Consider the following 21,068-nt stretch of genomic DNA (forward strand, 5'->3'; position numbering starts at 1 on the left):
TTGACACGTTACCGTATGCTGCCGCTGGTGACTGACATGGTTTCAATTTTCAACCGCAGCTTTGCCATATGCATGATTGCTTGTTCATGTGTAAGCTTGAGCTGCAAATGAGATTTTCCTTGCAAATGACTCATAACAGCCCATTCAGCATGATTTCCGAACTCAGGATCACGTGCCGCATATTTCATAAGGTTAGCAAGTTCAACTAGACTTTGTGGAGTAAGCCCTGTGCTCGGATCTGGTGTGTTTAGCTCTTGACTGTTTCTGTCTAGCATCTCCACATAGGTGTAGAGTGCTCCCAGGCTTTCTGGGTCTAACTTTATTTGCAAACCGTGGCGAATCAATGGTTTAAAGACTTCGTTTGCTAGCGGTGTTCCAGTTGATTCCATGTTTCTGATCATGTGGGATAGGGCGTCGTCCTTGGTCTGTGCCTCGGTGATAATCCGGGTCACGAAGGATAGAAGGGTTTGCGCATCCTCACAGTCACTCGCCTCCATCTGCCACGGCTTTCCATGTGTAGCGACGATCACCAGTTTGTGAGCAAATACACGGGCTACTCTTCTAGCCCAGCGTTCCGCAATCCATGAGGGAATATAATGCCTTTGGGCGACAATCGGCGTATTGCCTAGCGTCAGTGCGACGCTGTAGAAACTGCCGGTTTGTAAAAAGCGCAGAATGCCTTGGTTAGCTCTGATATTTTGCAGCGCGAACAAGGACTTCTCCACGCCGGCACTTTCAAGGTGCCGTTTTATCTCATTATAAAGTGTATTTCCCCTCTTGGATGCGAGGGTGGCACTCATAATCGTCGAGTTAGTAAAACCTTTATTGCTGCTGATTATGAATAACTTTCGATAATTGCTGTCCCCATCCTCTTTTAGCTTTGCACGCAACGTTGCTGTGCAGCTTATAACATCTTCTATTATCATTCTGCTCAAAGGCGGCAGCACTGATACCTTTCTCGCCGATGCACGCGGTTTTTCTATACCAAAAATCTGCAGGCTAAAATCGCCGTCCGAGAAAATGTATGGCTTGTCGTTCACGTTCAGTAAATTAGACTGTTGCAAGCCCTCCGACGTAAAGTTTGGATTTTCCTTGATCAGTATTGCGCAGGCCGCAGTGCAATCCCGTGCGTTCAAAAGCCCCATCAATCTCAAAAAGCCTTCGTTTCCCGACACAGTACTGTTCATAAACGGTTGGACTAGGTTGTCGAGCGCCTTTTGAATATTAACACATACAGCAACATTTGTTGCAATACCCTTAAAAAATGGAAATCTTTTTAGCTCGGTTAATGACATTGCAGTAAAATTATAATTCAAGAAACAATATTTGGCGGCAGCCAAAAGCCAGTTAATTCCTAGTGGTTTCTGCGGGTTGGCCGGGTGATGTTTAAGAGTGTATGTAAGCTTGGATTCAATAATGTCTTTAAGCTCTGATGGGTCGATGGTTGAGATCAACTCGTCGCCGAGCGCGTGGCATTTTTTTAAGTTGATCCAGTATTCCGAGCATCCAGTTATCAGTGCTGTATTGGCTGCTGTTAAACGGCTCATTAAAGTGTCTAAAAATTCATCGCTCGTTAGATGTGCGTCATTGCTGATTAAGAATTTCTTGGGGAATATCTCACTGGCTGACTTTGGGAGTGTTACTTTCTTTTCTTTATTTAAAGTTGGTGAAACTCCGCCTATCATATTCAGCGAATTTTTATGTGGTTGAGACGTGGGGAGTAGTGTGTTTTCAGGTATGATGTTGTTGGTTTGCAGTTGCTTAAAGTAGCGCCTTGCGACTGCCCATAAGCGAACCTTTGACGCTTTCTTTAGCACATATGACTTCGAGCGAAGCATGAAGTGATCGAAGAAGTCGAACAGAAAGATCTGCCAGTCTGAACTGCCCGCTGCGGGTATTGGTGCGCCTTCAGTGCGAAGGAAGTTAGCGATCCGATTAAAAATATAAACCGCTGTGCCAGCGCTGGATTGCGATTTTCCGATGATGAAATTCTCAAGCTCTTCACACAATATAGTTACTTCCGCGTCGAGAAGCTTGATGGGTATTTCAATCACAGAGGAGACCTGTCTTTTGCTGTTTGTTGGGTGGTAGTACGCGATGTGTATTTGCCCGCGCTCCGCCCGTATGCAGTTTGCCCAAGTGACAACATCAGCCATGAAGCCTTCCCCCTCTACCATTGTGGGTGAGGGTAGGTCAGCATGGCGTGGTGTCAAATCTCTGGTGTCAGCTTGTTTCTAAGCCGCTGATCTACATATGAAAAATAGGTGGGGTTGAATGTCTGTCTAGAAAACCGACGGCAAAAAGTACGACCTCTATGACTTCGTGGCGCTGGACAGTATTACCGCGATGCTGGTGATCAAGGACGGCAAGATCGTCTTCGAAACCTACCAGCGCGGCAACACTGAAAAGACCCGCTGGATGTCGATGTCGATGGCCAAGTCCATCACCTCGACCCTGACGGCGGCGGCGATCAGGGATGGCCTGATCAAGGGCCTTGACGCCCAGGTGGTCGACTACGTGCCGGCCCTCAAAGGCAGCGCCTACGACGGGGTGACCGTGCGCAACGTGCTGATGATGTCGTCGGGGGTGAAGTGGAACGAGACCTACACCGATCCGGCTTCGGACCGGCGGGCGTTGCTCAAGGCGCAGATTTCCCAGCAGCCTCACTCGGCCATGGCGCTGATGGCAAGCCTGCCGCGCGCTGCCGAGCCCGGCACGGTGAACAACTACAGCACCGGTGAAACCCAGGTTCTCGGCGAGATTGTGCGGGGTGCGGTGAAGATGCCGCTGGCCGAGTACCTGTCGAAGAAGATCTGGCAGCCGTTCGGCATGGAAAGCGACGCCACCTGGTGGCTGGACTCGCCTGACGGCGTGGAGATCGGCGGCAGCGGCATCAGCGCCACGCTACGGGATTACGGGCGCTTCGGGCTGTTCTTCATGAACGACGGCAAGATCAACGGCACCTCGATTCTGCCCGACGGCTGGGTCAGGGAAGCGACGCTGCCGACCACCCTCAAGGGCGGCAAAAGCCTGGATTACGGCTACATGTGGTGGACCGCCTGGACCGCGCCCTCCGTCAAAGACGGCGCCTATTCGGCGGTCGGCATCCAGGGCCAGAACATCTACGTCAACCCGGCCAATAACGTCGTGATCGTCACCTTCGGCGCACAGCCCAAGCCGGTGGACAAAGAGCCCATCGACCCGATGGCCTTCTTCGATGCGGTGGTCACGGCGTTGAAGTGACCTTGTATGCATCGCTGGCCCCACCGCGCACGCCTGACCTGCAGGCGCGCGTTTGCCTGCCAAGAGGCGGGCATGGGCACCTCATCCGTTGATGTAATAAATGCACAGCGACAGCGTGACCAGCGAGCCCAGCGTCGAGATCAGGATCGTGCTCGACACCACCGACGCCTCGCGCTTGTAGTACTCGGCCAGCATGAACGGCCCGGTGCCGGTGGGCAGGGCGCTCAACAGCAGGGCAGAGTTGGCCCACAGCGGCGGCAGGTGGAACACCCGATACGCCAGAAACCAGGTGAGCAGGGGGTGAGCGATCAGTTTGATCAGCACCAGCAACGTCGTGCCCTCGCGCGGGCCTTGCTGCTTTTGGGCGAGAAACAGTCCCAAGGAAATCAGCGCGCAGGGTGTCGTCGCAGCCCCCAGCAGGCTGAGGAATGTATCCAGCGCGCCGGGCAATGCCACGCCGGTCGATGCCCAGCAGGCGCCGAGGATGGGCGACACCACCAGCGGGTTTTTCGCCAGCGCCAACAGCACTTTGAGGACGATGCGGTGCACCCGGGCCTCGCTTTGCAGGCCGACTTCGATGCACACCAAGGCGATGCCGAATACCACGCAGACCACCAGCAACGAGGCGATGAGGGCCGGTTCCAGGCCTTCCTGCCCCAGCACCATGACGCACAACGGAATGCCGATGTAGCCGGTGTTGGCATAGGACGCGCTGAGGGCATCAATGCTGGCATCGGCGAAATGGCCGGCCTTGCGGCGCCGCAGCAGTAAGGTCATGACGAACATCGCGAGGGTCGACAGGGTGAAGGTCAGCACGAAGCCCGGGTGCCAGATCTGTGCCCAGGTGGCGTGGGCTGTGGCGGTGAACAGCAGCGCCGGCAAGCACAGCCAGACCACCATTCGATTGATTTCAGACGCGGCGGTCGGTCCGAGGCGGTTGGTGCGGCGACAGAGGTAGCCCACCAAGATGAGCGCGAAGATCGGCAGCAAGACATTCAAAACGGAAGACATCGAACCCGGGCCTATGGCGCAACAAACGAGAGGCGCAGAGTAGAGGGCGCCATCGCCAGGGTGCAACCTTTCTTGTCAGCGAAAAGCAGCGGGGGCGGGCGTTTGGACAGGGTGCTGGCAAAGCGATGCCCGACGGGTGTCGGGCACGGTGACGGGCGTTGCGGTCGTTACTTTTTCAGCGGTTTGAGGTTGCCCGGCGCGATGTCGAGGACCTTGCCGTCTTCCATGTTGATCAGCGCATATTTGTCGCTGATCAACACCCATTGGGTACCTTCCTTTGGTGCGTGCAGGCCCTTGCCTTCCCAGTCCTTGACGCCGACGCGCTCGTCTTTGTACAGGTCATGGGTGGTGTCGCCCACCTTGTACTGCTCATTGGTGTGTTCTGCCTGCACGCTTTTCGTCGCAGGGGTCTGTGCCGCCGCGGCGAAGCTGGCCCCGCCCAAACAAGTAAACACGGCCGCGCAGGCCATCAGTTTCTTCATGTTCATGGGAATTCCTCTGGTCGTTCTTATAAGTTCTTCAAGAGATGGTGCGCGCCACGCAAACCCGGCGCGCTGGGTCGCTGCCCCGACTTATTTCTCGATCGGGACAATCTTGGTGATCTGGCCATTGGTGGTCTGCACTTCAACGTATTTGTTGTTGATGCGCACCCATTGACTCATCTTGGCCGGTTCTTCCAGGCCCTTGGCTTTCCAGTCCTTCAGCGCTGCATCCGGGCGCTGAAATTCCTGCGGCGATCGGCTGCCGACTTCGAGCTCCCGCATGTTGTCTCTGGAAGGTTGAATGGTCGGCTCCGTTGCATTGGCGGCCTGCACCGTGAAACTCGCAACGGAAATGCTACCCAGAATCGCCAGACCGGCAATGAGCGATTTGCTGTTCATTCGAAACTCCTTGGCCAGCGCGTGGTGCGCTGTCATTAGTTCCGACCGTGGGCCGCGCAAATCATTCAGTGCAGGTGCTGGCGTGCCGCCCGTTCTGGTGGGCGGCGGTCACGAATATCAAAGGGACAGCGCATCGGCAACGCTGGCCGACAACGGCATGGTCGGCCGGCCAATCAGACGGCTCAACTGCCGACCGTTGTCGAACAGCGCACCTTTGGCCGCGGCGGCATCGGAGTTGGCGAGCAACTCGGCGACGAATGCCGGCAGCCCGGCGTGCAGCAGCGCAGCCTTGTAATCGGCCTCTGGAAGATCGGTGTAGACGACAGGCTTGCCGGATTGCTGCGCGATTTCAGCGGCGAATTCCTTCAGCGTGTAAGACTCGTCGCCGGCCAGTTCATACACCTTGCCGGCCTGATCGTCAGGCGAAGTCAGCACCATGGCCGCCGCCGCGGCATAGTCCAACCGCGCGGCGGAGCTGATCCGGCCTTCGCCCGCGCTGCCGTAATGCGCGCCGTTCGCCACCGCGTGGGCGACGCCGGCCGTGTAATTTTCGTGGTACCAGCCGTTGCGCAACACCACCGCCGGAACGACGGACTGCGCCAGCGCCGCCTCGGTCTGCTGATGTTCTTCAGCCAGGCCCAGCGCCGAGGAGTCGGCATGCAGCACGCTGGTGTAGCCCAGCAGTTTGACACCGGCGCGTTGGGCGGCATCGATCACCGCGCGATGCTGAGCCACGCGCTGGCCTACTTCACTGGACGAGATCAGCAGGACCTTCTCGGCGCCTTCGAAGGCGCGGTCGAGCGTGTCCGGCTGCGAATAATCGGCCTGGCGAACCTGCACGCCCTGGGCAGCAAGGTCGGCCACTTTTTCCGGGTCACGGACGGCCGCGACGATCTGCGAGGCAGGCACGGTTTCGAGCAGTTGAGCGATGACGAGGCGGCCAAGCTGGCCTGAGGCACCGGTGATGACGATCATGATGATTCCCGAGAGAAGTGATTGAGCGATCAGCATAGTCACCGTGCTAACCTTTCGTAAGTACGTACGAAAAGGTAAGTGTCATGAACGATATGTCCCCTCCCTCTGCCGGGAGCGTCTCGTTGCTCGAGCGAATCCGTACCGGTGAGGTGCTGGCCCGGGATTGCCCGTCGCGGGAAATCCTCAATCATGTGTGCAGCCGCTGGGGGGTGTTGGTGCTGGTGGTGTTGCTGGACGGCATGCACCGGTTCAGCGAGCTGCGGCGCAAGATCGGCGGGGTCAGCGAAAAGATGCTGTCGCAGACGCTGCAGAGCCTGGAACAAGATGGGTTTGTCGATCGCAAAGCGCTGCCGGTGGTGCCGCCCCACGTCGAATACCGTTTGACCGCGATGGGCGAGGAGGTCGCCTTGCAGATGGACGGGTTAACGTCCTGGATCGAGGAAAATCTGTCGCGCATTCTGGCGGCGCGGGAAGGGAAAGCACCGGCGCTGGAGTGAGCGGTGCTTCTCGTTGCAGAGGCGGGATGCCGCGCTCAAAAAGCGGCATCCCGACTCTGCGCGTTCTGCCTGGCCAGGCAGCAGCCCACCCTCGCTTCACTGCCAGCCAAACCAACGTGCAGTCGGTCTACAGACCGACCAGACGCTTAACGCTTACGCATCATCAACAGCGCAACCACAATCGCCAGGGCGGCGATCCCGGTCGCGATCCAGCCGAGCGACCCAAGTCCGAAGTGGCCAATGCCCAGGCCACCAAAGATCGCACCCAAACCGATACCGGCGTTAGCCGCCGAGATATTCATGGTCGCCGCCAGCGCCTGAGCCTTGGAGCCGGCCTGCATCACACGCACCTGGCACACCGGGAACAGTGCGGTATACGCAACGCCCCACAGCACCAGCGCGGCGATCAGCCAGATATGATCAGTGGCCAGTGGAATGGCGGCGGCCATGCCGACACTCAGAATCACCAGAAACAGCACCATCGCGCCCAGCGGGCTGCGGTCGACCAACTTTCCGCCCCATTGGTTGCCGATCATGCCGACCGCGCCGAAGCCCATCAGCCACCAGCCCACTTGATTGGTCGGCACGCCGGCCAGGGTCTGGAGGATATCGGCCAGGTAGGTGTAGGCCGTGAACATCGCGGTGAACGCCAGCACGGACAGCAACACGTGGGCGAGAAAGCGCGGCTGTATCAGAATGTCGGTCTGCTTCTCGCCGTGCTTGGCCGGCGAGGAGGGCAAGGTCGGCATGCACAGCTGCATCAGGATGGCGATGACCAGGGAGATAACGGCCAGCACCCAGAAGCTGCCGCGCCAGCCGAGGGTATCGGCGGCGACGGTGCCCAGCGGTACGCCGAACACCAGGGCGGCGGAAATGCCCAGGTAAACCCGCGACACCGCCTGACCCGACTTGCCGGGTGCTGCCAGTTGTCCGGCGGTTTCGCTGGCCGTGCCCCAGAACACGGGCAGGCCCAGCGCCGGAATAAAGCGCGCGAGGGCCATGACCCAAATGTTGGTGGACAGCGCCGCCAGCACGTTGGAGGCGGCAAACACCAGCAGGATGATGGTGAACAGCTTTTTGCGTTCCACGCCGGCCAGTTTTGCCGTGAGGAACGGCCCGAACAGCATCACGGTAAAGGCGAACAGCGTCACCACTTGGCCGGCCACGGCGATGGAGACACCGAGGTCGTGTGCCATCGCCGGAAGCAGTCCGACGATCAGGAACTCAGTGGTGACGATGATGAAGGCGGCGATCGCCATGATCAGGATCTGTATCCCTGACCGAGACGTGGCATCCGGCGCTGACGCCGGTGCGGAGTGTGAGGGTTGCATAGGTGAAGCTCCAAAAGACGATGCCATAGCCTATTGGAGATCTGTATTCTCATCCGTGACATAAATGACTTACTATCGCGAATCCAATTCAGTAATGGTGTTCGCGTTGTTCTCCTCCGAGCGTCTCAAAGGCATTGACGTATTTGTGGCAGTGGCCGATTTCGGCAGCTTCGCCAATGCCGCACTCAAGCTGAACCTGACAGCCTCGGCGGTCAGCAAAGGCATCGCCCGCCTGGAACAGCGGTTGGGCCAGCGTTTGTTCAACCGCACCACCCGGCGGTTGTCCCTCACCGAAGCCGGTGTGAAGTTCTACGCCACCTGCAGCGGCGTGCTGGCAGACCTCGAAGAAGCCGAGCTGGCCCTCGCCTCGGAGCGGCATGAACCCCATGGCCGGGTGCGGATTGATTTGCCCGCGTCCTACGGGCGTCTCCATGTGTTGCCGCTGATTCTCAATTTCGTCAAAGAGTACCCGCTGCTGCAACCGCATATTTCGTTCTCTGACCGGTTTGTCGATCCGGTGCATGAAGGCATCGATATTGTGGTCAGGATCGGTGGGCGCGACGCCTGGGCCGCGGGGCTGGGGCATCGGTTCATCGGCGCCCAGCGACTGGTCTTCTGTGCCGCGCCGAGTTATATCGCCGAGCACGGTCGGCCGCAGACCGACGCCGATCTCGAGCATCATCACTGCATCGCCTACGGCCAGTCCGACGGGCAGGTCGGACCCTGGTATTTTCGCGGGCGCGTGCCGGGAGATCAGGAGCGTCGGGTCATTCATCCGCGCATTGCCGTGGGCGACGGGGAGGGGGAGGTGTCGGCCACGCTGGAAGGCCATGGCATCGCTCAGTTGCCGACCTGGCTGGTGCAGACCCACCTCAACGAAGGTCGGCTGGTGGAAGTGCTCCCGGAGCTTGCGACCGATGGACTGCCGATGAACCTGGTCTGGCTGAAAGCCCGAGAGGCGCTGCCGAAGGTCAGCATTCTGCTCAAGTACCTCAGCGAGCATCTGGCGCCGTACGGCAGCGTCGATTCTGCTGCCGGGCCGGCCTGATCCGGGCGCACACAGTGGCGGGCTATAAATCCTTGCCCATGGTCATCTCGCAGACCGCCATCCCCGAGGTCTCGTAGAGCGTCCGCGCGGCAACGTTGTCCGAAAACACGTTCAACTCCAGACGCCGAATGCCGCGCTCGAGGGCCCACGCTTCGACGGCGCTCAGTGCCTGCCTGCCCAGACCCTGACCTCTGAAGGCCTGATCAATTTCCAGGTCGTAGACGAACAGTCGGGTGGGCAACGGCGGGTTCTCCACAATCCCTATCCAGAGGCTGCCCACCTCAGTGCCATCGGCGTTGCACACGCGGTAGAAGTAATGCCCCTCGGTGTCCAGACCGTCCTCCAACAGTTCATTGAAGTCAGCGTTTGCGCTTGTGCAGGCCAGCGCATCAGGCAGCCCGTAGGTCCGCGCAATGTCCCGGGCGTACCCGGCGACCGAACGGGCAGCAAACCCCTGAAAATCAGCCGCGTTCATCGCGATCAGCTTCATACCTGCGGCCCTGCCTGTGACGCGGGCGCTTTCCCGCGATAAGCCACCAGCGCCTGCTCCAGCGCGCCCATCGCCGCATTGAGTGCAGACTGCCGCTCGCCGACAATGGCCTCCGGCGCGTCGGCCTCGCAGGCCGCTTCCAGCGCTTCGCAGCCTTGAATGACCGCGGTTGCCGAAATGATGTTCGCGGCGCCGCGCACCTTGTGGCCGATGTCTTTCAGCTGGCTCGGCAGCGTGGTCGCGTTCAGCTCGGCGCGGTCCTGATGCATGCTGGCGATCAGCTGATCCAGTAGTCGCTCATTCATGTCGGCCCTGCCACCGGTCAACGCTTCGATGGTGTGCGGGTCGAACACAGCCTGGGGCGGCAGAGCGGACAGGGACGGGAGCGTGCCCGGCGCAGACGAAGGCCGCAGCGGCATGACCTTGCGCAGGCGGTCGTTCAGCGCGGTCAGGCTGATGGGTTTGAACAGGCAGTCATCCATCCCGGCATCACGGCAGCGTTGCTTTTCCTCCGGCTGCGCATTGGCGGTGTAGCCCAGTACGGTGCAGCGCGGACGCGCCTCGGTTTGCTCCAGCTGACGGATGGCCCGGGTGAGGTCGTAGCCGTTCATTACCGGCATGTTGCAGTCCGCGATCACCAGATCGAAACGCTCTGCACGCCAGCGTTCCAGCGCTTCGGCACCCTGAAGCGCCATGTCGCAGCGGTGCCCGAGGAAGCACAGTTGCTCGAACAGCAGCAGACGGTTCGCCGGGTGGTCGTCGACGATCAGAATATGCAGCTGTCCCGAGGCATGGGTGACCGCTTCACGGGCGATGCTTTTCGCCTCCAGCGGCTCCAGGGTGGTGAACTCGAAGGTCATTTCGATGCGCGTGCCATCCCCGGGGCGGCTGCTCAGCGTCAGCTTTCCGCCCATCATTTCGCACAGGCTTCGACAGATCACCAGACCCAGGCCGGCGCCGGTGCGCGCCAGTTGCCCGGATTGATCGACCTGAGAGAAGGGCGCAAACAGCCGCTGCTGGTCCTGCTCGGTGATGCCGATGCCGCTGTCGTGAATCACCACTTGCACGCGCATTTGCTGGGGGCTGCGGCCGGCTTCGGTCTGCAGGGTGATCTTGACCTGACCCATTTCGGTGAACTTGATGGCGTTGCTGATGAGATTGGAGAGGATCTGCTTGAAGCGCAGCGGGTCGATCAGCACATCGGTGTTGGTCCGCGCGTCCAGATCCAGGGCCAGGGTGAGGCTTTTCTGCCGGGCCAGACCGTCGAACACCCGCACCACGGATTCGACCAGCTGGCGCAGGTTGGCGCGCTCGGGGCTCAGGCTCAGTCGCCCCGACTCGATGCGCGCGATGTCGAGGATATCGCCGATCAGTTCGAGCAAATCCTTCGCCGAGCTGTAGGCCACTTCGATGGCCGGGCGGTCCAGATGGCCGTGGTCGGCACGCTTCAGGGCCAGCTCGAGCATCCCGATAACGGCGCAATAGTACGCGATATGATGATTTGGTGAGAGAAGTCCATTCTTGGGAAGCAACAACGTAAACCGTTGATTTACATGGATTTATTATTGTTTTGAAAAGCGACCATCTTTTAGCGACGATACGCGTCGAGGCGATATACTCGTTAGTAGCCACGTTGTCGGCTTCTATTACCTCAGGATCATGCCGTGAAGGAAACCGTCTATAGCTTTTACCTGATCATCGACGAACAAGAGCGTGTCTTGTGGTTGGGGCACATCTTCTATGAGGCTGATGGAAGCGACGATGAAAAATTTGCGTTTCTTCGCGACGCGGCAGAGAGGGATTTCAAGACGGCGAAGCTCACTAAACCGCCAGTGGGGATGACTCTGGACTCGTACAACGCGATGGGGCGTCTTGGGACCGCTCTCTCCCTGTTCGAGTACGCTTTCAAGGAACACGAGCCAGCGGCGCCAGTCGCTATTGTGACGCTGATCATCAATGGCAAACCGGCGATTAACTATCACGGTAACTTTGCTCCGACAGACATGGCTGATGTCAATAAGAAGCTTGGAGCACTGGGCGTGATGGATGATTGGCTCGTTGAATATACCCGGAACGGTGCAATCGACCTGACCAGCCTGATCAATGACGATTACCTGAAAGCGTACAAACTGTTGTTCAACAATCATCACTACACATCAGCCACCAAGCTGTTCCTGTCCTGCATCGATAGCCTCGCCTACGTAGAATTTGGGGAGGCGAAGGCAGGTGACAAAGAGGCAAACGTGTTCTGCCGCTGGCTGAATACCTACGTCGATTTGCTCCCGGTAGGTGTCACCGCTGATGAATTGTGGGAGTTACGCAATGGTCTTTTGCACATGTCAAACCTGCATTCCAAGCGAGTGCAAAGGAAGACCGTCAGGCGGATTTCAATCTCAGTCGGGCACGTCCCGCCTGAAAAACGTAGCCCACATGAAAACACGCATTACTTCAACCTTGTGGACCTCTATGCCGCTGTCACTGCCGGAATCGGGACGTGGTTACGCACGTACGCGGACAATTATGAAAAATTCCTTGTGTTCGTAGAGCGTTGGGACCGCACCATCTCCGACTCGCGGCTGACTACGTACACTCCCGGCTGATTATTGGACGGGTCCAACTTGAGCCAGAAACACCTCCCGTCGGTTTTCAGACCTTGCAAAGGGTGGGGGGGTCGCTTTGCACAGCGCTGGAAAAATAACGTGGGTCCTTGGATCATTGCCAGAGGTATCAAACACGAGCCGACCCGGCCTCGTGGCAAAGCTTCAAAGGGCACCACAAATAAGCTTCTCAGTTGTTAAAGAGCGATGCCGCCAGAAGGCCCTGTAGGGCCAGATGGTGAGCGTTCATACGTTGCACCTCCTTGGGTGTCGTCTGTAGCAGGGATGATCAGGCTTGATCCTGAGCGGTCTTGGCTTCACGTTTGATCCTGTACACCGTAGCAACGCCGCATTCAGCAAGCTTGGCCACGTCATCGGCGCTCATGTCTGGGTGCTTGGCTACCAACGCAAACACCTTCTTCCAGAGGTCGATGTTCTTCGTCTTACCTGTCGGCTTCCACTCGGGATCGGCAGCCTTCTTGTTCTCGATGCCTTGCTTGATCCGCTCAACACGCTTTTCTTGGTCCAGCCGTGCCATGGTGGCCATCAGGTCCAACAGCATGTTGTTGATCACTTCCAGAATCTGCCCGGTGATGCCTTTGTCTTGCACCAGCATATGACTGGTGGGCAGGTCAGCGATAACCAGACGCAAGCCTTTGGCTTTGATTGTGGTCTTCAACACTTCCCAATCATCCTGTGACAGACGTGATAACCGGTCCACGCTTTCGCACAGAAGGATTTCGCCTGACTTGGCGTTATCCAGCAGACGCATCAGCTCGGGACGCTGAAGCTTGGTGCCGCTGATGTTCTCGGCATACACGCCAACTACACCCAAGCCTTTCTCAACCGCAAACGCTTCCAGCGCCACTTTGGCACGGTTCGCGTCTTGGTCTTTGGTGCTGGCTCGCAGGTAAAGGTGAGCGTTCATGGCGACTATCCTTTGGCGTCCGTTTCGATAGGCTAATGATAATACGATCATATAGGTATCGCCAAGCCCTTTATGATAGTGCCTGACGGACGGTTATCGCACTACCATATGAGTAGACCTAAATGATAGACAGTTTTCTGATCACTCGTCCTTCTCAAGGTCACTTGCGATCTCCCGGCCTGATGGCGACAGACGCACTTCTATGTACTCGTCTCCGTCTCCGTCAGAGGCGTCCACACCTACTGCGTACCCCTTCGCGATCAATTGTCGGAGGGTATGCACGTCCTCGCCTCTGACTACAGACTGTCCTGTATGGAGGAGGTGCAAGAGCTTGATTTCGACAGATAGCAATTTCATACGGTCTTCCTCTTTGGTTGGAGATTTCATCGTACAGCGTTTTTTGAGGATCGTTTTTGGGACAAGTTTGGTCGGATTGCCGATCCCTTTATGCCCGCTCTGAAGGTACATTCTGACCTCGCGGTCAGCTTGCCGGGGCTGGCTTGCGTCTGGAGCGAAGCTTGCGTTTTTGAAATCTCAGAGTCGATTTGTGTCGTTAGCTCGCTAATAAACTCTTTTGACAGGCTCCAGCTTAACGACTTTCCGTCACAACCCACGCTGTTGCTGGGCTACAGGTGTGCTACAACTTTTGCCCCATCGTGGAAACCTCGTTTGGATAGACGTTTTCGATGGTATTCAGAGGGTTTTCGGCGGTTTATGCTGGATTAAATTCAGGAGGGACAACGTATGGACGCTGAACAGCAAATCGAGGCATGGAATGGTCGGTGGACGATTGTTGCCGGGAGAATGGTTTGCACTTCATGCATGCAAAGTCAGGCGCTGGAACACTGTGAGACTCCGTTTGCTCATGAGCCTGAATGCAAGGCTGCAACTGGTGAAGACCAACAGCCATGGGCAGACCTCCAAAATATTTTGGACAGGTATAGAGGCTGATCAACAGTTTCCAGCCTACTCCACGCGGTTAAATCGGATCATTTCGGGCGGCTTTGCTGTGGATGATTGGTTGCGAAACAGAGAGCTGTCCCGACTTGAAAATGGTTTTGCTCAAGCATGCGAGCTACGCCGTGTTGCTTGAACTGCTCAAGGATTTGATCTGAAACCGTGTCGCAGTACCTCAGCATGTGGTTCGCGATTGTGTCGAGGCTATCGCTTTTGGCATAGATCAACGACGTGTTGCCCGGCAACAAATGGTCAGCGTAATACGGCAACCTGCGAGCATTGATGTCGATGTGCTTGCCCAGCTCACTGTCTACGACCAAGCCCAAACGCTGCGTATGCAGGAACGGGGTATCCGTATGCTTCGTCAATGCCAGGTGCCAGCCCAACAACTCTGGGTTTGTATCAGGCCCTGAATCAAGGATTAGGTAAGAGGTAAGCGGCTGTATCAACGCTTCGACAGTCCAATCCTGTAAAGGCTCGGCAATGAAGACCACTGTGCACGCACTGACGATGTAGCCGTCGTGTCGGATGGGACCGTTGCGGTCGGCTATGGTGTTCGTGTCTGCTGCAAGCAAGTAGTCGAACTTGGTCTTCAGGTGTTCGATGTAATCCAGCTCAACGGCAAAATGATCAGCGGGTGCGGAAAACCTGACCCTATCTCCGGGGCCATTTTGCTTGGCGGTTGTTATCTGGTGACGAATTGTGGAGGGGTCAACCTCGTGGATATCGAAGCTGCCTGACGGATTAACCGTCACAGTGAGGCTTGAGACCTTATCGGCACTGTGCCCGTAGGTGCCCTCCTGACGTGGCAATTCTTGTTCGCCTTTGTTTTTCTTCGCCATGGTGCCTCTCCTCTGCTGGTAGTGGAGTTGTAGCACAGCTTGGCGAGTGCGTTCGCCCAAGTAGAAGTCAGGTGCATAGCTTCGCTATGGCGCAGTGTCAGGCGCTCTGCACTGTGAATCTCCCCCCGGATTATTAGCAGGGTAAAAGGTGGTTTCGCCCAGCAGTTACGGGGGTCAGACGGGGATGGCGGATAATTTGATAACGGATAACGTAAGAGCAATGAGCGTGTGTTTCAGCTTTCGCAGTGCGCAAAAAGATGCCCCACCATCACTGGCAGGGCATTGGTTACGCGGCAATTGGCAGCATCCATGAGGGAAGCACGTACCGTAGACCGTTGTTGTCGAAGTCTTTCACCTTGCATGTGATCCGCTCCAGTAGATCGCCTGTGATGCTCTCAAGCACGGCTGGATTGATATTCCGTCCGTGCAGGATGTTGAAGAAGAAATACTCGTCTTCGCCAAGGTCCAGCGGTTCCCGGAAGTACCATGAAGTCTGCTTCACCTGCTCAAGCGCCTTCAGCACAGGCGCCAACTCTGGCCGATAGGCCATGAGCCGAGTGGTTTCCGTTACCAGTACACCCATTGCGTCCAGACCACCAACGTTCGACATAACGAATATGTCTTTCCCTGTCACCGCTTCGAGCAACCTTCGCAGGTCTCGCGTGCTGCTCTTGCGGTTGTCGAACACCTTCAACCATTCAGCGTGATCAGGATTGGTCCGGTCCAGCAGCAGCGCCAGTTTCTCTACGTACACATGCCGCTGACTCGGCGCCAGCTTTGCAACCTTGTCAAACTCAGCCCACACGCCCCGACCGATGCAATCGAGCATCAGCGACATGATATCGGCGTCTGTCATCCATGGCTGGATGTCCCAGCGTGGGGACTTGTGAGCAGGGCTAATGAACTCGCCGCCTCCTAACCACTGATTGCCGTGCTGACGGTTAAGGTCGGCATTACCGATCACCAGATTGGCGGGAACGAACTTGCCGATATGATGCTGGCCTTTGACTGGGTACACGTGGCTGAACTGATATTCACCAAACGAACGCCACCGATTGGCCGCTTGTTGAGTCTTGTGCATTGCCCGTAGCTCGTGCAACTGGTCAACAGTGATGTACTGAACAATCTGCACATTCTCCGCTTGCTTTGCATGGCGCAGCAACAGTTGCACGAACGGGTTACTCATGGGGAACGCTTTTGGCTTGCGTACCTTCTTCGTGACTTTCCGATCAACCTTGTTACGGCGAGCCCGCTTACAATCTTCGCTACAAGTCATTGTAGAACGGTGCGACGTATAGAACATGGCTTTGCATACTGAGCAGGTTTTGCGAGCTGGCTTTTTAGCCTTGGTTGTTGCGGGTGTTGCTGGCGCCATCTTGGGTCGCTCCTTGGATCAATTGTGTTGTGCCGTTGATGGCGATGAACTCGTGTCTGCATCCAGAGCCGCAAAATGCGGTTGCCTTGAATGTTAGAAATCCGATGCCGCATTGTTTGCAGTGGCAAGTTCTCTGGTTGCGTGGTCTATGAGTCATGCTGCAAGCTCCTGTAGTGCGTTGTGGGGCGTTTGGCTTAATGAGACATACCAGCGTGGAGCCCCATGCTCGTTAAACGTTATATGACGCCATACAGGCCGCCCTAACTTCTGTGATAATTCATATGCGGCATGCATAGCATCCGCTGCATTCGTATACTTCTTGTTCATTGCCTCTCCTGTAGAATGGGCGAATCATGACGTGCATTGTTGAGTTCAATGGCACGTTTGATTTCGTTGGTTGTTTGGATTCGGTCGTGCTGCATTTCACGCTGAATTTGGTTGTACAAGCCCTGAACACTCGCACTGGTGAAAGCGCGAGCGTTCTGTTCAGCAAGTAACGAGTATTCCCGCGCCATGTCGCTGCTGTGAACTTCCAGATAAGCGATTGCGCCGAGACTGGCTACAATCTGAAGCACCATGCAGAGCACTAATGCCTTTAACCACCTAAGCACTATTCAGTGTCCTGCGGTAGTTCGTACTGGTTCAGCAAGTCTCTAAGCGCTTCTTTCGTTTTGTCAGTTACACCAGTCTCAACAAGACGACTAATCTCTTCAGCGGTAGCGCCAGTTTGAGCATTCACCGTTACGTTATTCGTAACATTGATCGGTGTGTTGTTATTGTTCACCGTTGACGACTGGGCACGTGAAGGAGATTCTCCGAAGATTCGCTGTGCAGCCCTGAATGATAGCTCTGGTGCTGACATTGGCTGCATGTTACGTACGATCTGATGAAACCTACCGTCAATTTCTGGTTGTTCAAACTTTGACACATCAAGCTTTGGCAACGTCAGAGCACCGCTAAGATCAAGTTGTGCTACCCTCATCTTAGTTGCAGGGCCTTCAGTGTAGTCTGAAGCTCCTGTAAGGAAGTTGTAGAGGCGATCTATTGGGTCCTGTTGCTTGGCCTTACTTGGATCAACATCAACGCCGGTGAGAGCTTGTAGGTCGATTGCGGACTTGTCTGGACTTAGTGCATCAATCTTTGCTGCGTTGGTTTGTGATGTCCCATCCTTGTTGAATACCCAGCCAAGGGCTGAAGTCATCAACTTGTTCAAAGCAATATCCAAGTTAGCGGACGTTTGTTTGAGCGGTGCCATAGCGTCGTTCAGTTCCATCTCAGAACGGATTCGTTCGTTAATTGCCCCGATTAGCTCAGGATTCTTGTCTACGCCTTGCTGTTGTAGGAACTGCTGATTGCTTAGTCGTGTAGCGTTGGCGTCGATGGAATCTGATTGACGTTGGATCGCGGCAGCGTTTTCTTTAACGAATAGCTCGATGCCTCGGGTAAAGTCTACGCTCTTGAGATTGCCCGCCGTTGTACTTGCACGGAAGTCTTTCTCAAGGTTTCCATCGAGTTTGTGCTTATTACGTTCAGCCCATGCACGTCTAATCGGCTCTATCAGGAGCGGTGCCGCTTCTGTGAAGGTGTTCAAGTCTTCACGGTCGCCCTGACTCTTGCCCATGATTTGTTGAAGTTGAAGGTTAGCCCGTGTTTGTTCTTCACGAGTCATACCAGCACCACGGAACGCTGCCTGACGGGTTTCGAACGTTCCGATGGCTTTGCTTAGGCTACTCCCCCTCGCGGTTTCGGCCATGATGAATGTTCGGTACATCTTTGCACTGTCAATATCCAGCGCCGTCCCAAACTTCTGACCGATACGAACAAACTCATCAGCAACTAACTTCTGATTAGCTGGATTATCGCCCCCGGCTTGGGCCAGTACGTTTGTAAACTGCTGACTACCCGAGACACGTTCTTGTGTAGCGCTCATGCGTTCGCCGAGAGCGTTGATAGCGGCGACGATTGCAGCGGCGCCAGCGGCAGCACCACCTAAGGCCAGACCCGCTGTACCGAGTCCCAGGAACCCGCCAGACGGCTCCGGCTTGTTACGGTTGGCTTCCCACTGCTGTTGACGGGTCTGTGCCCATTGGAAGCGTTCTTGACGCTGTTGGTGAGCCACGTCCTGACGCTGGGCACGTACCTTCGCGGCCTGCTGTGAATCGGCGAACTTCTGAGCCTGACGCTGGCCACGTTCACGAGCCTGCTGCATGGCCTGCTCGATACGCTGGGTTGTCGTTAGCGTTCGTTGCTGCTGGGCTTGGAGATTTAGCGTGCGTTGTACTTGCTGCGCGTGCATGGCCTCGATGCGGGCCTGTCTGGCCTTCGCCTGTGTCAAAGCATCTTGGTTCTTGATTGCCTGCCCTTGCACCTTGAGCCGTGCTTGTTCTGCACGCTGCTCCTTGGCTGCAAGGACTGCCATTTGCTGGCGATCCTTCAAGGTTTGCGTGGTCAAGAAGGCCGATTCGCGCTGCCCGGCAAACTGTAGCTTTTGCCCAGCAAGTTCGGCTGTGAATGTGGCACGACGTGCTTTCTGTAGTAGAACCTCGCCACGTAGCTCACGATCCAGTGATGTTCTAACTTGCTTGTCCAGTTTGTCGCGGGCCGTGGTGTCAACCTTGATGCCCATCTTCGTCCCGAGCTTCTGAGATAGCTGGTCGGCCTGTTTACTCATAGCCATCATGCGCTGGCGAGCCTGCTCAATCCCACGCTGAAAGCGTTCAAGGCCGCTTAGGTCAACGTGAAAGGCAAGCTGACCAACAAGCTTGGCGATTGTTTCTTGATTGATCAGCAGCAGCTACCACCAAAAGAATGCTTCACAGATGGCGCTGCGTACTCATGTAGAAGCTCGTCCACTTCAGTCTTGAACTTGAGTGTACTAACCCCTTCATATACCACCTCGCCGCATTGGAACAACTTGCGTTGCTTGCCCTTGGCTATAAACGCGAAGACATAGGCTGTTACAGCGGGCGTTCCAGATATCAGAACACTGATGAAGTTGCCACAACGAAACCATGCCAGCTTGTAAGCGGCGTCATCACCCAGCTTTTTGATGTCTGTACGAAGGGCATTAAAGACTCTCTGAGGGTCCAGCTTGTCTGCCGCGATGGTGAAGACGGCGTGACGTTGAAACTCTTTACTTGTTACATCGCTGATGCGAGCCAGCAACTGAATCGGTACTACATGTCTTTTCATTCGGTATCCTTGCGCGTAGCTTCCATAAGTTTAATAACGTACTCCGGGATGCCCTGTAGGCGTGCAAGAGCGATTCTTGTATCAAGAGGCAGCACATATGCTGCCTTCGTTACTTCGGCCTCTACAGGCGCTTGTGGAGCCTCAAGAAGTAACGGGCTGTCGGGTTGGTATTTCAGTAGCAATGCACGAGTTAGGGCGTCGATCACTGGGTTTCTCCCGCTGAGTTCAACTTCCCGTTGGCGATCAATTCAGCTCGAAGAGTTTCGCGGCTGGCTTCCATTTCAGCCCTCACCTTATCCGCGATTGCTTTTCGCGCTGCTTCAACTTTAGCGGCCTCTCTACGGGCAGCAGCTTGCAGGGCAATATCAATCTGACGTTCAATTTCTTGCGCTTGAGCTTTTTCCAGATCGGCAATGTATTGAACCTTCAAAGCGTCGAACATAACCGCAAGTTCTTTTGCCTGCTGTTCCATTGGCTTTCTAACGGTGATCTGAACAAGAACCACTGCATGTGCATCGCCCACAAAGTGAAAACTCTGCAACGGAGATTCAAAAGGAAGCGGCGTGTACCCTGCTGACAATAGTTCGTGATAGGTATCCGCTGCTTTCTGTAAGCCTTCGACGGTTACCTCGATGATAGCGCCCTTGGCGTTCACAAGGTGGGGCTTCTCGATGGTAGCCTCGTAAAAGATTCTGGTTTGTTCGCACATGCGATCAAAGGTTTCTTGGCTGAAAACGTTTTGCATTACGGGTGTTGGCGATTTCATTTCGATTCTCCTAATGGGATAGTGTTGTGTTTGATGCGGTGAAGAATGCGAGCGCATTCAAGGGAGCATGTCGTGTTGCTACCACCATCACTTGGATAGCTTCGCTTGCACACCTCACACTTTACGTACGGAAATTTTAGTTTCATGCTTCACCAACATATTGCGGTGGCGATGCTAATGCTTGGGCAATCAGCTCTGGCCCAAGGGCTTCTATAACTGCCCGGCGTAAACTCTCCTTGTCGCTGGCTGGGTCAAGCCGGTCGATCTTCACCGTAAACTTGCCGAACTTCAGGGTGAGTGTTGTTTCATCGTGTACAGCAGTTGCTTGGGATTCGCGATAGGCACGTTGGCGGCAAGCATTCGAGCAGTATTTTTGTTGACTGTTGAAAGTGCCGTATCTTGCTCCGCATGTTTCGCAGAATTTATAAATCATGGGCATGGGTGATCCCTCTCCGTGAGTAGGATGGCTAAGTGGGTTTGTTTTGGTTGTTACAGCGTTACGGCGTGAACGGCGCTCAACAAAAAGCCGAACCCGAGAGAGTTCGGCTAAAGTTGGCAAGGAGACGCCGATGAATTTGTACCCTGCTGACCAAGGCTTATAGCGCGGGTCACGCTATCGAGAGCTTCCGACTCTCTAACTGTATCGGTCAAATGGCACAGCTTAGCCACGAGGGGGCGCTTGGAACGCCCTGACCTAACTTACGTCCGAACACAGTCACTCGAAGGAGAACGAGATTGGTTCGGACGTATGATTTTGGGAAACTGGGGAATGAAACGGGAGGCAGAAATCGCTGTTTTTATTCTCTACTTTGTACACTATTGTCTCACGGAAAGTGCGTTTTGTCAATATGTCAAGCACACTTTCTGCATAAAAAGCAAACTATTTCTTTCCTGTGAGCCAATGCTAACCCCGGCCCTGCTACATATCCGGGGAT

General features: G+C 55.8%; 21 protein-coding genes and 1 pseudogene. 4 read left to right on the forward strand and 18 right to left on the reverse strand.

Going from position 1 to position 21,068, the window contains the following annotated elements; all coding sequences use genetic code 11:
* Positions 1–8 precede the first annotated feature (8 nt).
* A complete protein-coding gene (locus SLW74_RS13175) occupies positions 9–2,156 on the reverse strand; it encodes a hypothetical protein (protein WP_410929151.1) in 2,148 nt (715 codons plus the stop codon).
* 166 nt (positions 2,157–2,322) lie between these two features.
* Here SLW74_RS13175 and SLW74_RS13180 point away from each other — a divergent pair, with 166 nt between their 5' ends.
* On the forward strand, positions 2,323–3,243 hold the full coding sequence (locus tag SLW74_RS13180) for a serine hydrolase domain-containing protein (RefSeq protein ID WP_410929152.1): 921 nt from the start codon (positions 2,323–2,325) through the stop codon (positions 3,241–3,243).
* Between the two features lie 81 nt (positions 3,244–3,324).
* Here the strand turns inward: SLW74_RS13180 and SLW74_RS13185 are convergent, their stop codons facing one another.
* From SLW74_RS13185 to SLW74_RS13200, 4 genes are all read right to left on the reverse strand, one after another.
* Entirely contained in the window at positions 3,325–4,254 is a 930-nt protein-coding gene (locus tag SLW74_RS13185) for an AEC family transporter (RefSeq protein ID WP_192131106.1), read from the reverse strand.
* A gap of 167 nt (positions 4,255–4,421) precedes the next feature.
* Positions 4,422–4,742: an RcnB family protein gene (locus tag SLW74_RS13190; protein ID WP_065991479.1), complete on the reverse strand. Its 321-nt coding sequence runs from the start codon at positions 4,740–4,742 to the stop codon at positions 4,422–4,424.
* Between the two features lie 84 nt (positions 4,743–4,826).
* Positions 4,827–5,135 (reverse strand): RcnB family protein, encoded by a 309-nt coding sequence (locus SLW74_RS13195; protein WP_065991480.1) that lies wholly within the window; start codon positions 5,133–5,135, stop codon positions 4,827–4,829.
* Between the two features lie 117 nt (positions 5,136–5,252).
* Positions 5,253–6,110 (reverse strand): SDR family oxidoreductase, encoded by an 858-nt coding sequence (locus tag SLW74_RS13200; RefSeq protein WP_410929153.1) that lies wholly within the window; start codon positions 6,108–6,110, stop codon positions 5,253–5,255.
* 83 nt (positions 6,111–6,193) lie between these two features.
* Between SLW74_RS13200 and SLW74_RS13205 the strand changes: the two genes are divergently transcribed.
* Entirely contained in the window at positions 6,194–6,607 is a 414-nt protein-coding gene (locus tag SLW74_RS13205; protein ID WP_296306249.1) for a winged helix-turn-helix transcriptional regulator, read from the forward strand.
* A gap of 146 nt (positions 6,608–6,753) precedes the next feature.
* Here SLW74_RS13205 and SLW74_RS13210 read toward each other — a convergent pair whose 3' ends face one another.
* Positions 6,754–7,938, reverse strand: a complete 1,185-nt coding sequence (locus SLW74_RS13210) for an MFS transporter (RefSeq protein WP_410929154.1) — start codon at positions 7,936–7,938, stop codon at positions 6,754–6,756.
* Between the two features lie 106 nt (positions 7,939–8,044).
* Between SLW74_RS13210 and SLW74_RS13215 the strand changes: the two genes are divergently transcribed.
* Positions 8,045–8,986, forward strand: a complete 942-nt coding sequence (locus tag SLW74_RS13215; protein ID WP_065991736.1) for a LysR family transcriptional regulator — start codon at positions 8,045–8,047, stop codon at positions 8,984–8,986.
* 22 nt (positions 8,987–9,008) lie between these two features.
* On the opposite strand, the gene SLW74_RS13220 is transcribed toward SLW74_RS13215, so the two are convergent.
* On the reverse strand, positions 9,009–9,476 hold the full coding sequence (locus tag SLW74_RS13220; RefSeq protein ID WP_369318112.1) for a GNAT family N-acetyltransferase: 468 nt from the start codon (positions 9,474–9,476) through the stop codon (positions 9,009–9,011).
* A pseudogene (locus SLW74_RS13225) lies at positions 9,473–10,954 on the reverse strand (ATP-binding protein); the annotation flags it as partial. The gene SLW74_RS13220 and the pseudogene SLW74_RS13225, both read right to left, overlap by 4 nt.
* Before the next feature lie 186 nt (positions 10,955–11,140).
* On the opposite strand from SLW74_RS13225, the gene SLW74_RS13230 reads away from it, so the two are divergent.
* Positions 11,141–12,076: a hypothetical protein gene (locus tag SLW74_RS13230; RefSeq protein ID WP_410929155.1), complete on the forward strand. Its 936-nt coding sequence runs from the start codon at positions 11,141–11,143 to the stop codon at positions 12,074–12,076.
* Positions 12,077–12,362: 286 nt separating this feature from the next.
* Here the strand turns inward: SLW74_RS13230 and SLW74_RS13235 are convergent, their stop codons facing one another.
* The 10 genes from SLW74_RS13235 to SLW74_RS13280 form a co-directional block, all read right to left on the reverse strand.
* On the reverse strand, positions 12,363–13,001 hold the full coding sequence (locus SLW74_RS13235) for a recombinase family protein (protein WP_410929156.1): 639 nt from the start codon (positions 12,999–13,001) through the stop codon (positions 12,363–12,365).
* A 141-nt stretch (positions 13,002–13,142) separates the two neighbouring features.
* Positions 13,143–13,469, reverse strand: a complete 327-nt coding sequence (locus tag SLW74_RS13240; protein ID WP_410929157.1) for a hypothetical protein — start codon at positions 13,467–13,469, stop codon at positions 13,143–13,145.
* A gap of 521 nt (positions 13,470–13,990) precedes the next feature.
* Positions 13,991–14,800 (reverse strand): hypothetical protein, encoded by an 810-nt coding sequence (locus SLW74_RS13245; RefSeq protein WP_410929158.1) that lies wholly within the window; start codon positions 14,798–14,800, stop codon positions 13,991–13,993.
* Between the two features lie 286 nt (positions 14,801–15,086).
* Complete coding sequence (locus SLW74_RS13250) at positions 15,087–15,986, reverse strand: hypothetical protein (protein WP_410929159.1); 900 nt, start codon at positions 15,984–15,986, stop codon at positions 15,087–15,089.
* A gap of 512 nt (positions 15,987–16,498) precedes the next feature.
* Positions 16,499–16,753, reverse strand: coding sequence for a hypothetical protein (locus SLW74_RS13255; protein ID WP_410929160.1), 255 nt, complete (start codon positions 16,751–16,753; stop codon positions 16,499–16,501).
* 32 nt (positions 16,754–16,785) lie between these two features.
* The gene (locus SLW74_RS13260) at positions 16,786–18,846 is read right to left on the reverse strand and encodes a tape measure protein (RefSeq protein ID WP_410929161.1); all 2,061 of its coding nucleotides are present in this window, start codon (positions 18,844–18,846) and stop codon (positions 16,786–16,788) included.
* Positions 18,847–18,959: 113 nt separating this feature from the next.
* Entirely contained in the window at positions 18,960–19,367 is a 408-nt protein-coding gene (locus tag SLW74_RS13265) for a hypothetical protein (RefSeq protein WP_410929162.1), read from the reverse strand.
* A complete protein-coding gene (locus SLW74_RS13270; RefSeq protein WP_410929163.1) occupies positions 19,364–19,573 on the reverse strand; it encodes a hypothetical protein in 210 nt (69 codons plus the stop codon). Before SLW74_RS13270 ends, SLW74_RS13265 begins: the two co-directional genes overlap by 4 nt.
* Positions 19,570–20,133, reverse strand: a complete 564-nt coding sequence (locus tag SLW74_RS13275) for a hypothetical protein (RefSeq protein ID WP_410929164.1) — start codon at positions 20,131–20,133, stop codon at positions 19,570–19,572. The genes SLW74_RS13270 and SLW74_RS13275 overlap by 4 nt, the downstream gene beginning before the upstream one ends.
* A gap of 142 nt (positions 20,134–20,275) precedes the next feature.
* On the reverse strand, positions 20,276–20,572 hold the full coding sequence (locus SLW74_RS13280) for a hypothetical protein (protein ID WP_410929165.1): 297 nt from the start codon (positions 20,570–20,572) through the stop codon (positions 20,276–20,278).
* Between the last annotated feature and the right edge of the window lie 496 nt (positions 20,573–21,068).

Origin of the sequence: Pseudomonas sp. W5-36, from assembly GCF_046540455.1 — a bacterium.
Lineage (GTDB): Bacteria > Pseudomonadota > Gammaproteobacteria > Pseudomonadales > Pseudomonadaceae > Aquipseudomonas > Aquipseudomonas graminis_B.

What these genes read in the sequence shown, in the direction of transcription:
- SLW74_RS13280 (WP_410929165.1), bottom strand. Translation starts at nt 20,572, where the DNA reads ATGCCCATGATTTATAAATTCTGCGAAACATGCGGAGCAAGATACGGC.
- SLW74_RS13185 (WP_192131106.1), bottom strand. Translation starts at nt 4,254, where the DNA reads ATGTCTTCCGTTTTGAATGTCTTGCTGCCGATCTTCGCGCTCATCTTG.
- SLW74_RS13200 (WP_410929153.1), bottom strand. Translation starts at nt 6,110, where the DNA reads ATGATCGTCATCACCGGTGCCTCAGGCCAGCTTGGCCGCCTCGTCATC.
- SLW74_RS13175 (WP_410929151.1), bottom strand. Translation starts at nt 2,156, where the DNA reads ATGGCTGATGTTGTCACTTGGGCAAACTGCATACGGGCGGAGCGCGGG.
- SLW74_RS13260 (WP_410929161.1), bottom strand. Translation starts at nt 18,846, where the DNA reads ATGAGTAAACAGGCCGACCAGCTATCTCAGAAGCTCGGGACGAAGATG.
- SLW74_RS13195 (WP_065991480.1), bottom strand. Translation starts at nt 5,135, where the DNA reads ATGAACAGCAAATCGCTCATTGCCGGTCTGGCGATTCTGGGTAGCATT.
- SLW74_RS13190 (WP_065991479.1), bottom strand. Translation starts at nt 4,742, where the DNA reads ATGAACATGAAGAAACTGATGGCCTGCGCGGCCGTGTTTACTTGTTTG.
- SLW74_RS13205 (WP_296306249.1), top strand. Translation starts at nt 6,194, where the DNA reads ATGAACGATATGTCCCCTCCCTCTGCCGGGAGCGTCTCGTTGCTCGAG.
- SLW74_RS13250 (WP_410929159.1), bottom strand. Translation starts at nt 15,986, where the DNA reads ATGAGTAACCCGTTCGTGCAACTGTTGCTGCGCCATGCAAAGCAAGCG.
- SLW74_RS13275 (WP_410929164.1), bottom strand. Translation starts at nt 20,133, where the DNA reads ATGAAATCGCCAACACCCGTAATGCAAAACGTTTTCAGCCAAGAAACC.
- SLW74_RS13265 (WP_410929162.1), bottom strand. Translation starts at nt 19,367, where the DNA reads ATGAAAAGACATGTAGTACCGATTCAGTTGCTGGCTCGCATCAGCGAT.
- SLW74_RS13240 (WP_410929157.1), bottom strand. Translation starts at nt 13,469, where the DNA reads ATGTACCTTCAGAGCGGGCATAAAGGGATCGGCAATCCGACCAAACTT.
- SLW74_RS13245 (WP_410929158.1), bottom strand. Translation starts at nt 14,800, where the DNA reads ATGGCGAAGAAAAACAAAGGCGAACAAGAATTGCCACGTCAGGAGGGC.
- SLW74_RS13235 (WP_410929156.1), bottom strand. Translation starts at nt 13,001, where the DNA reads ATGAACGCTCACCTTTACCTGCGAGCCAGCACCAAAGACCAAGACGCG.
- SLW74_RS13220 (WP_369318112.1), bottom strand. Translation starts at nt 9,476, where the DNA reads ATGAAGCTGATCGCGATGAACGCGGCTGATTTTCAGGGGTTTGCTGCC.
- SLW74_RS13210 (WP_410929154.1), bottom strand. Translation starts at nt 7,938, where the DNA reads ATGCAACCCTCACACTCCGCACCGGCGTCAGCGCCGGATGCCACGTCT.
- SLW74_RS13255 (WP_410929160.1), bottom strand. Translation starts at nt 16,753, where the DNA reads ATGGTGCTTCAGATTGTAGCCAGTCTCGGCGCAATCGCTTATCTGGAA.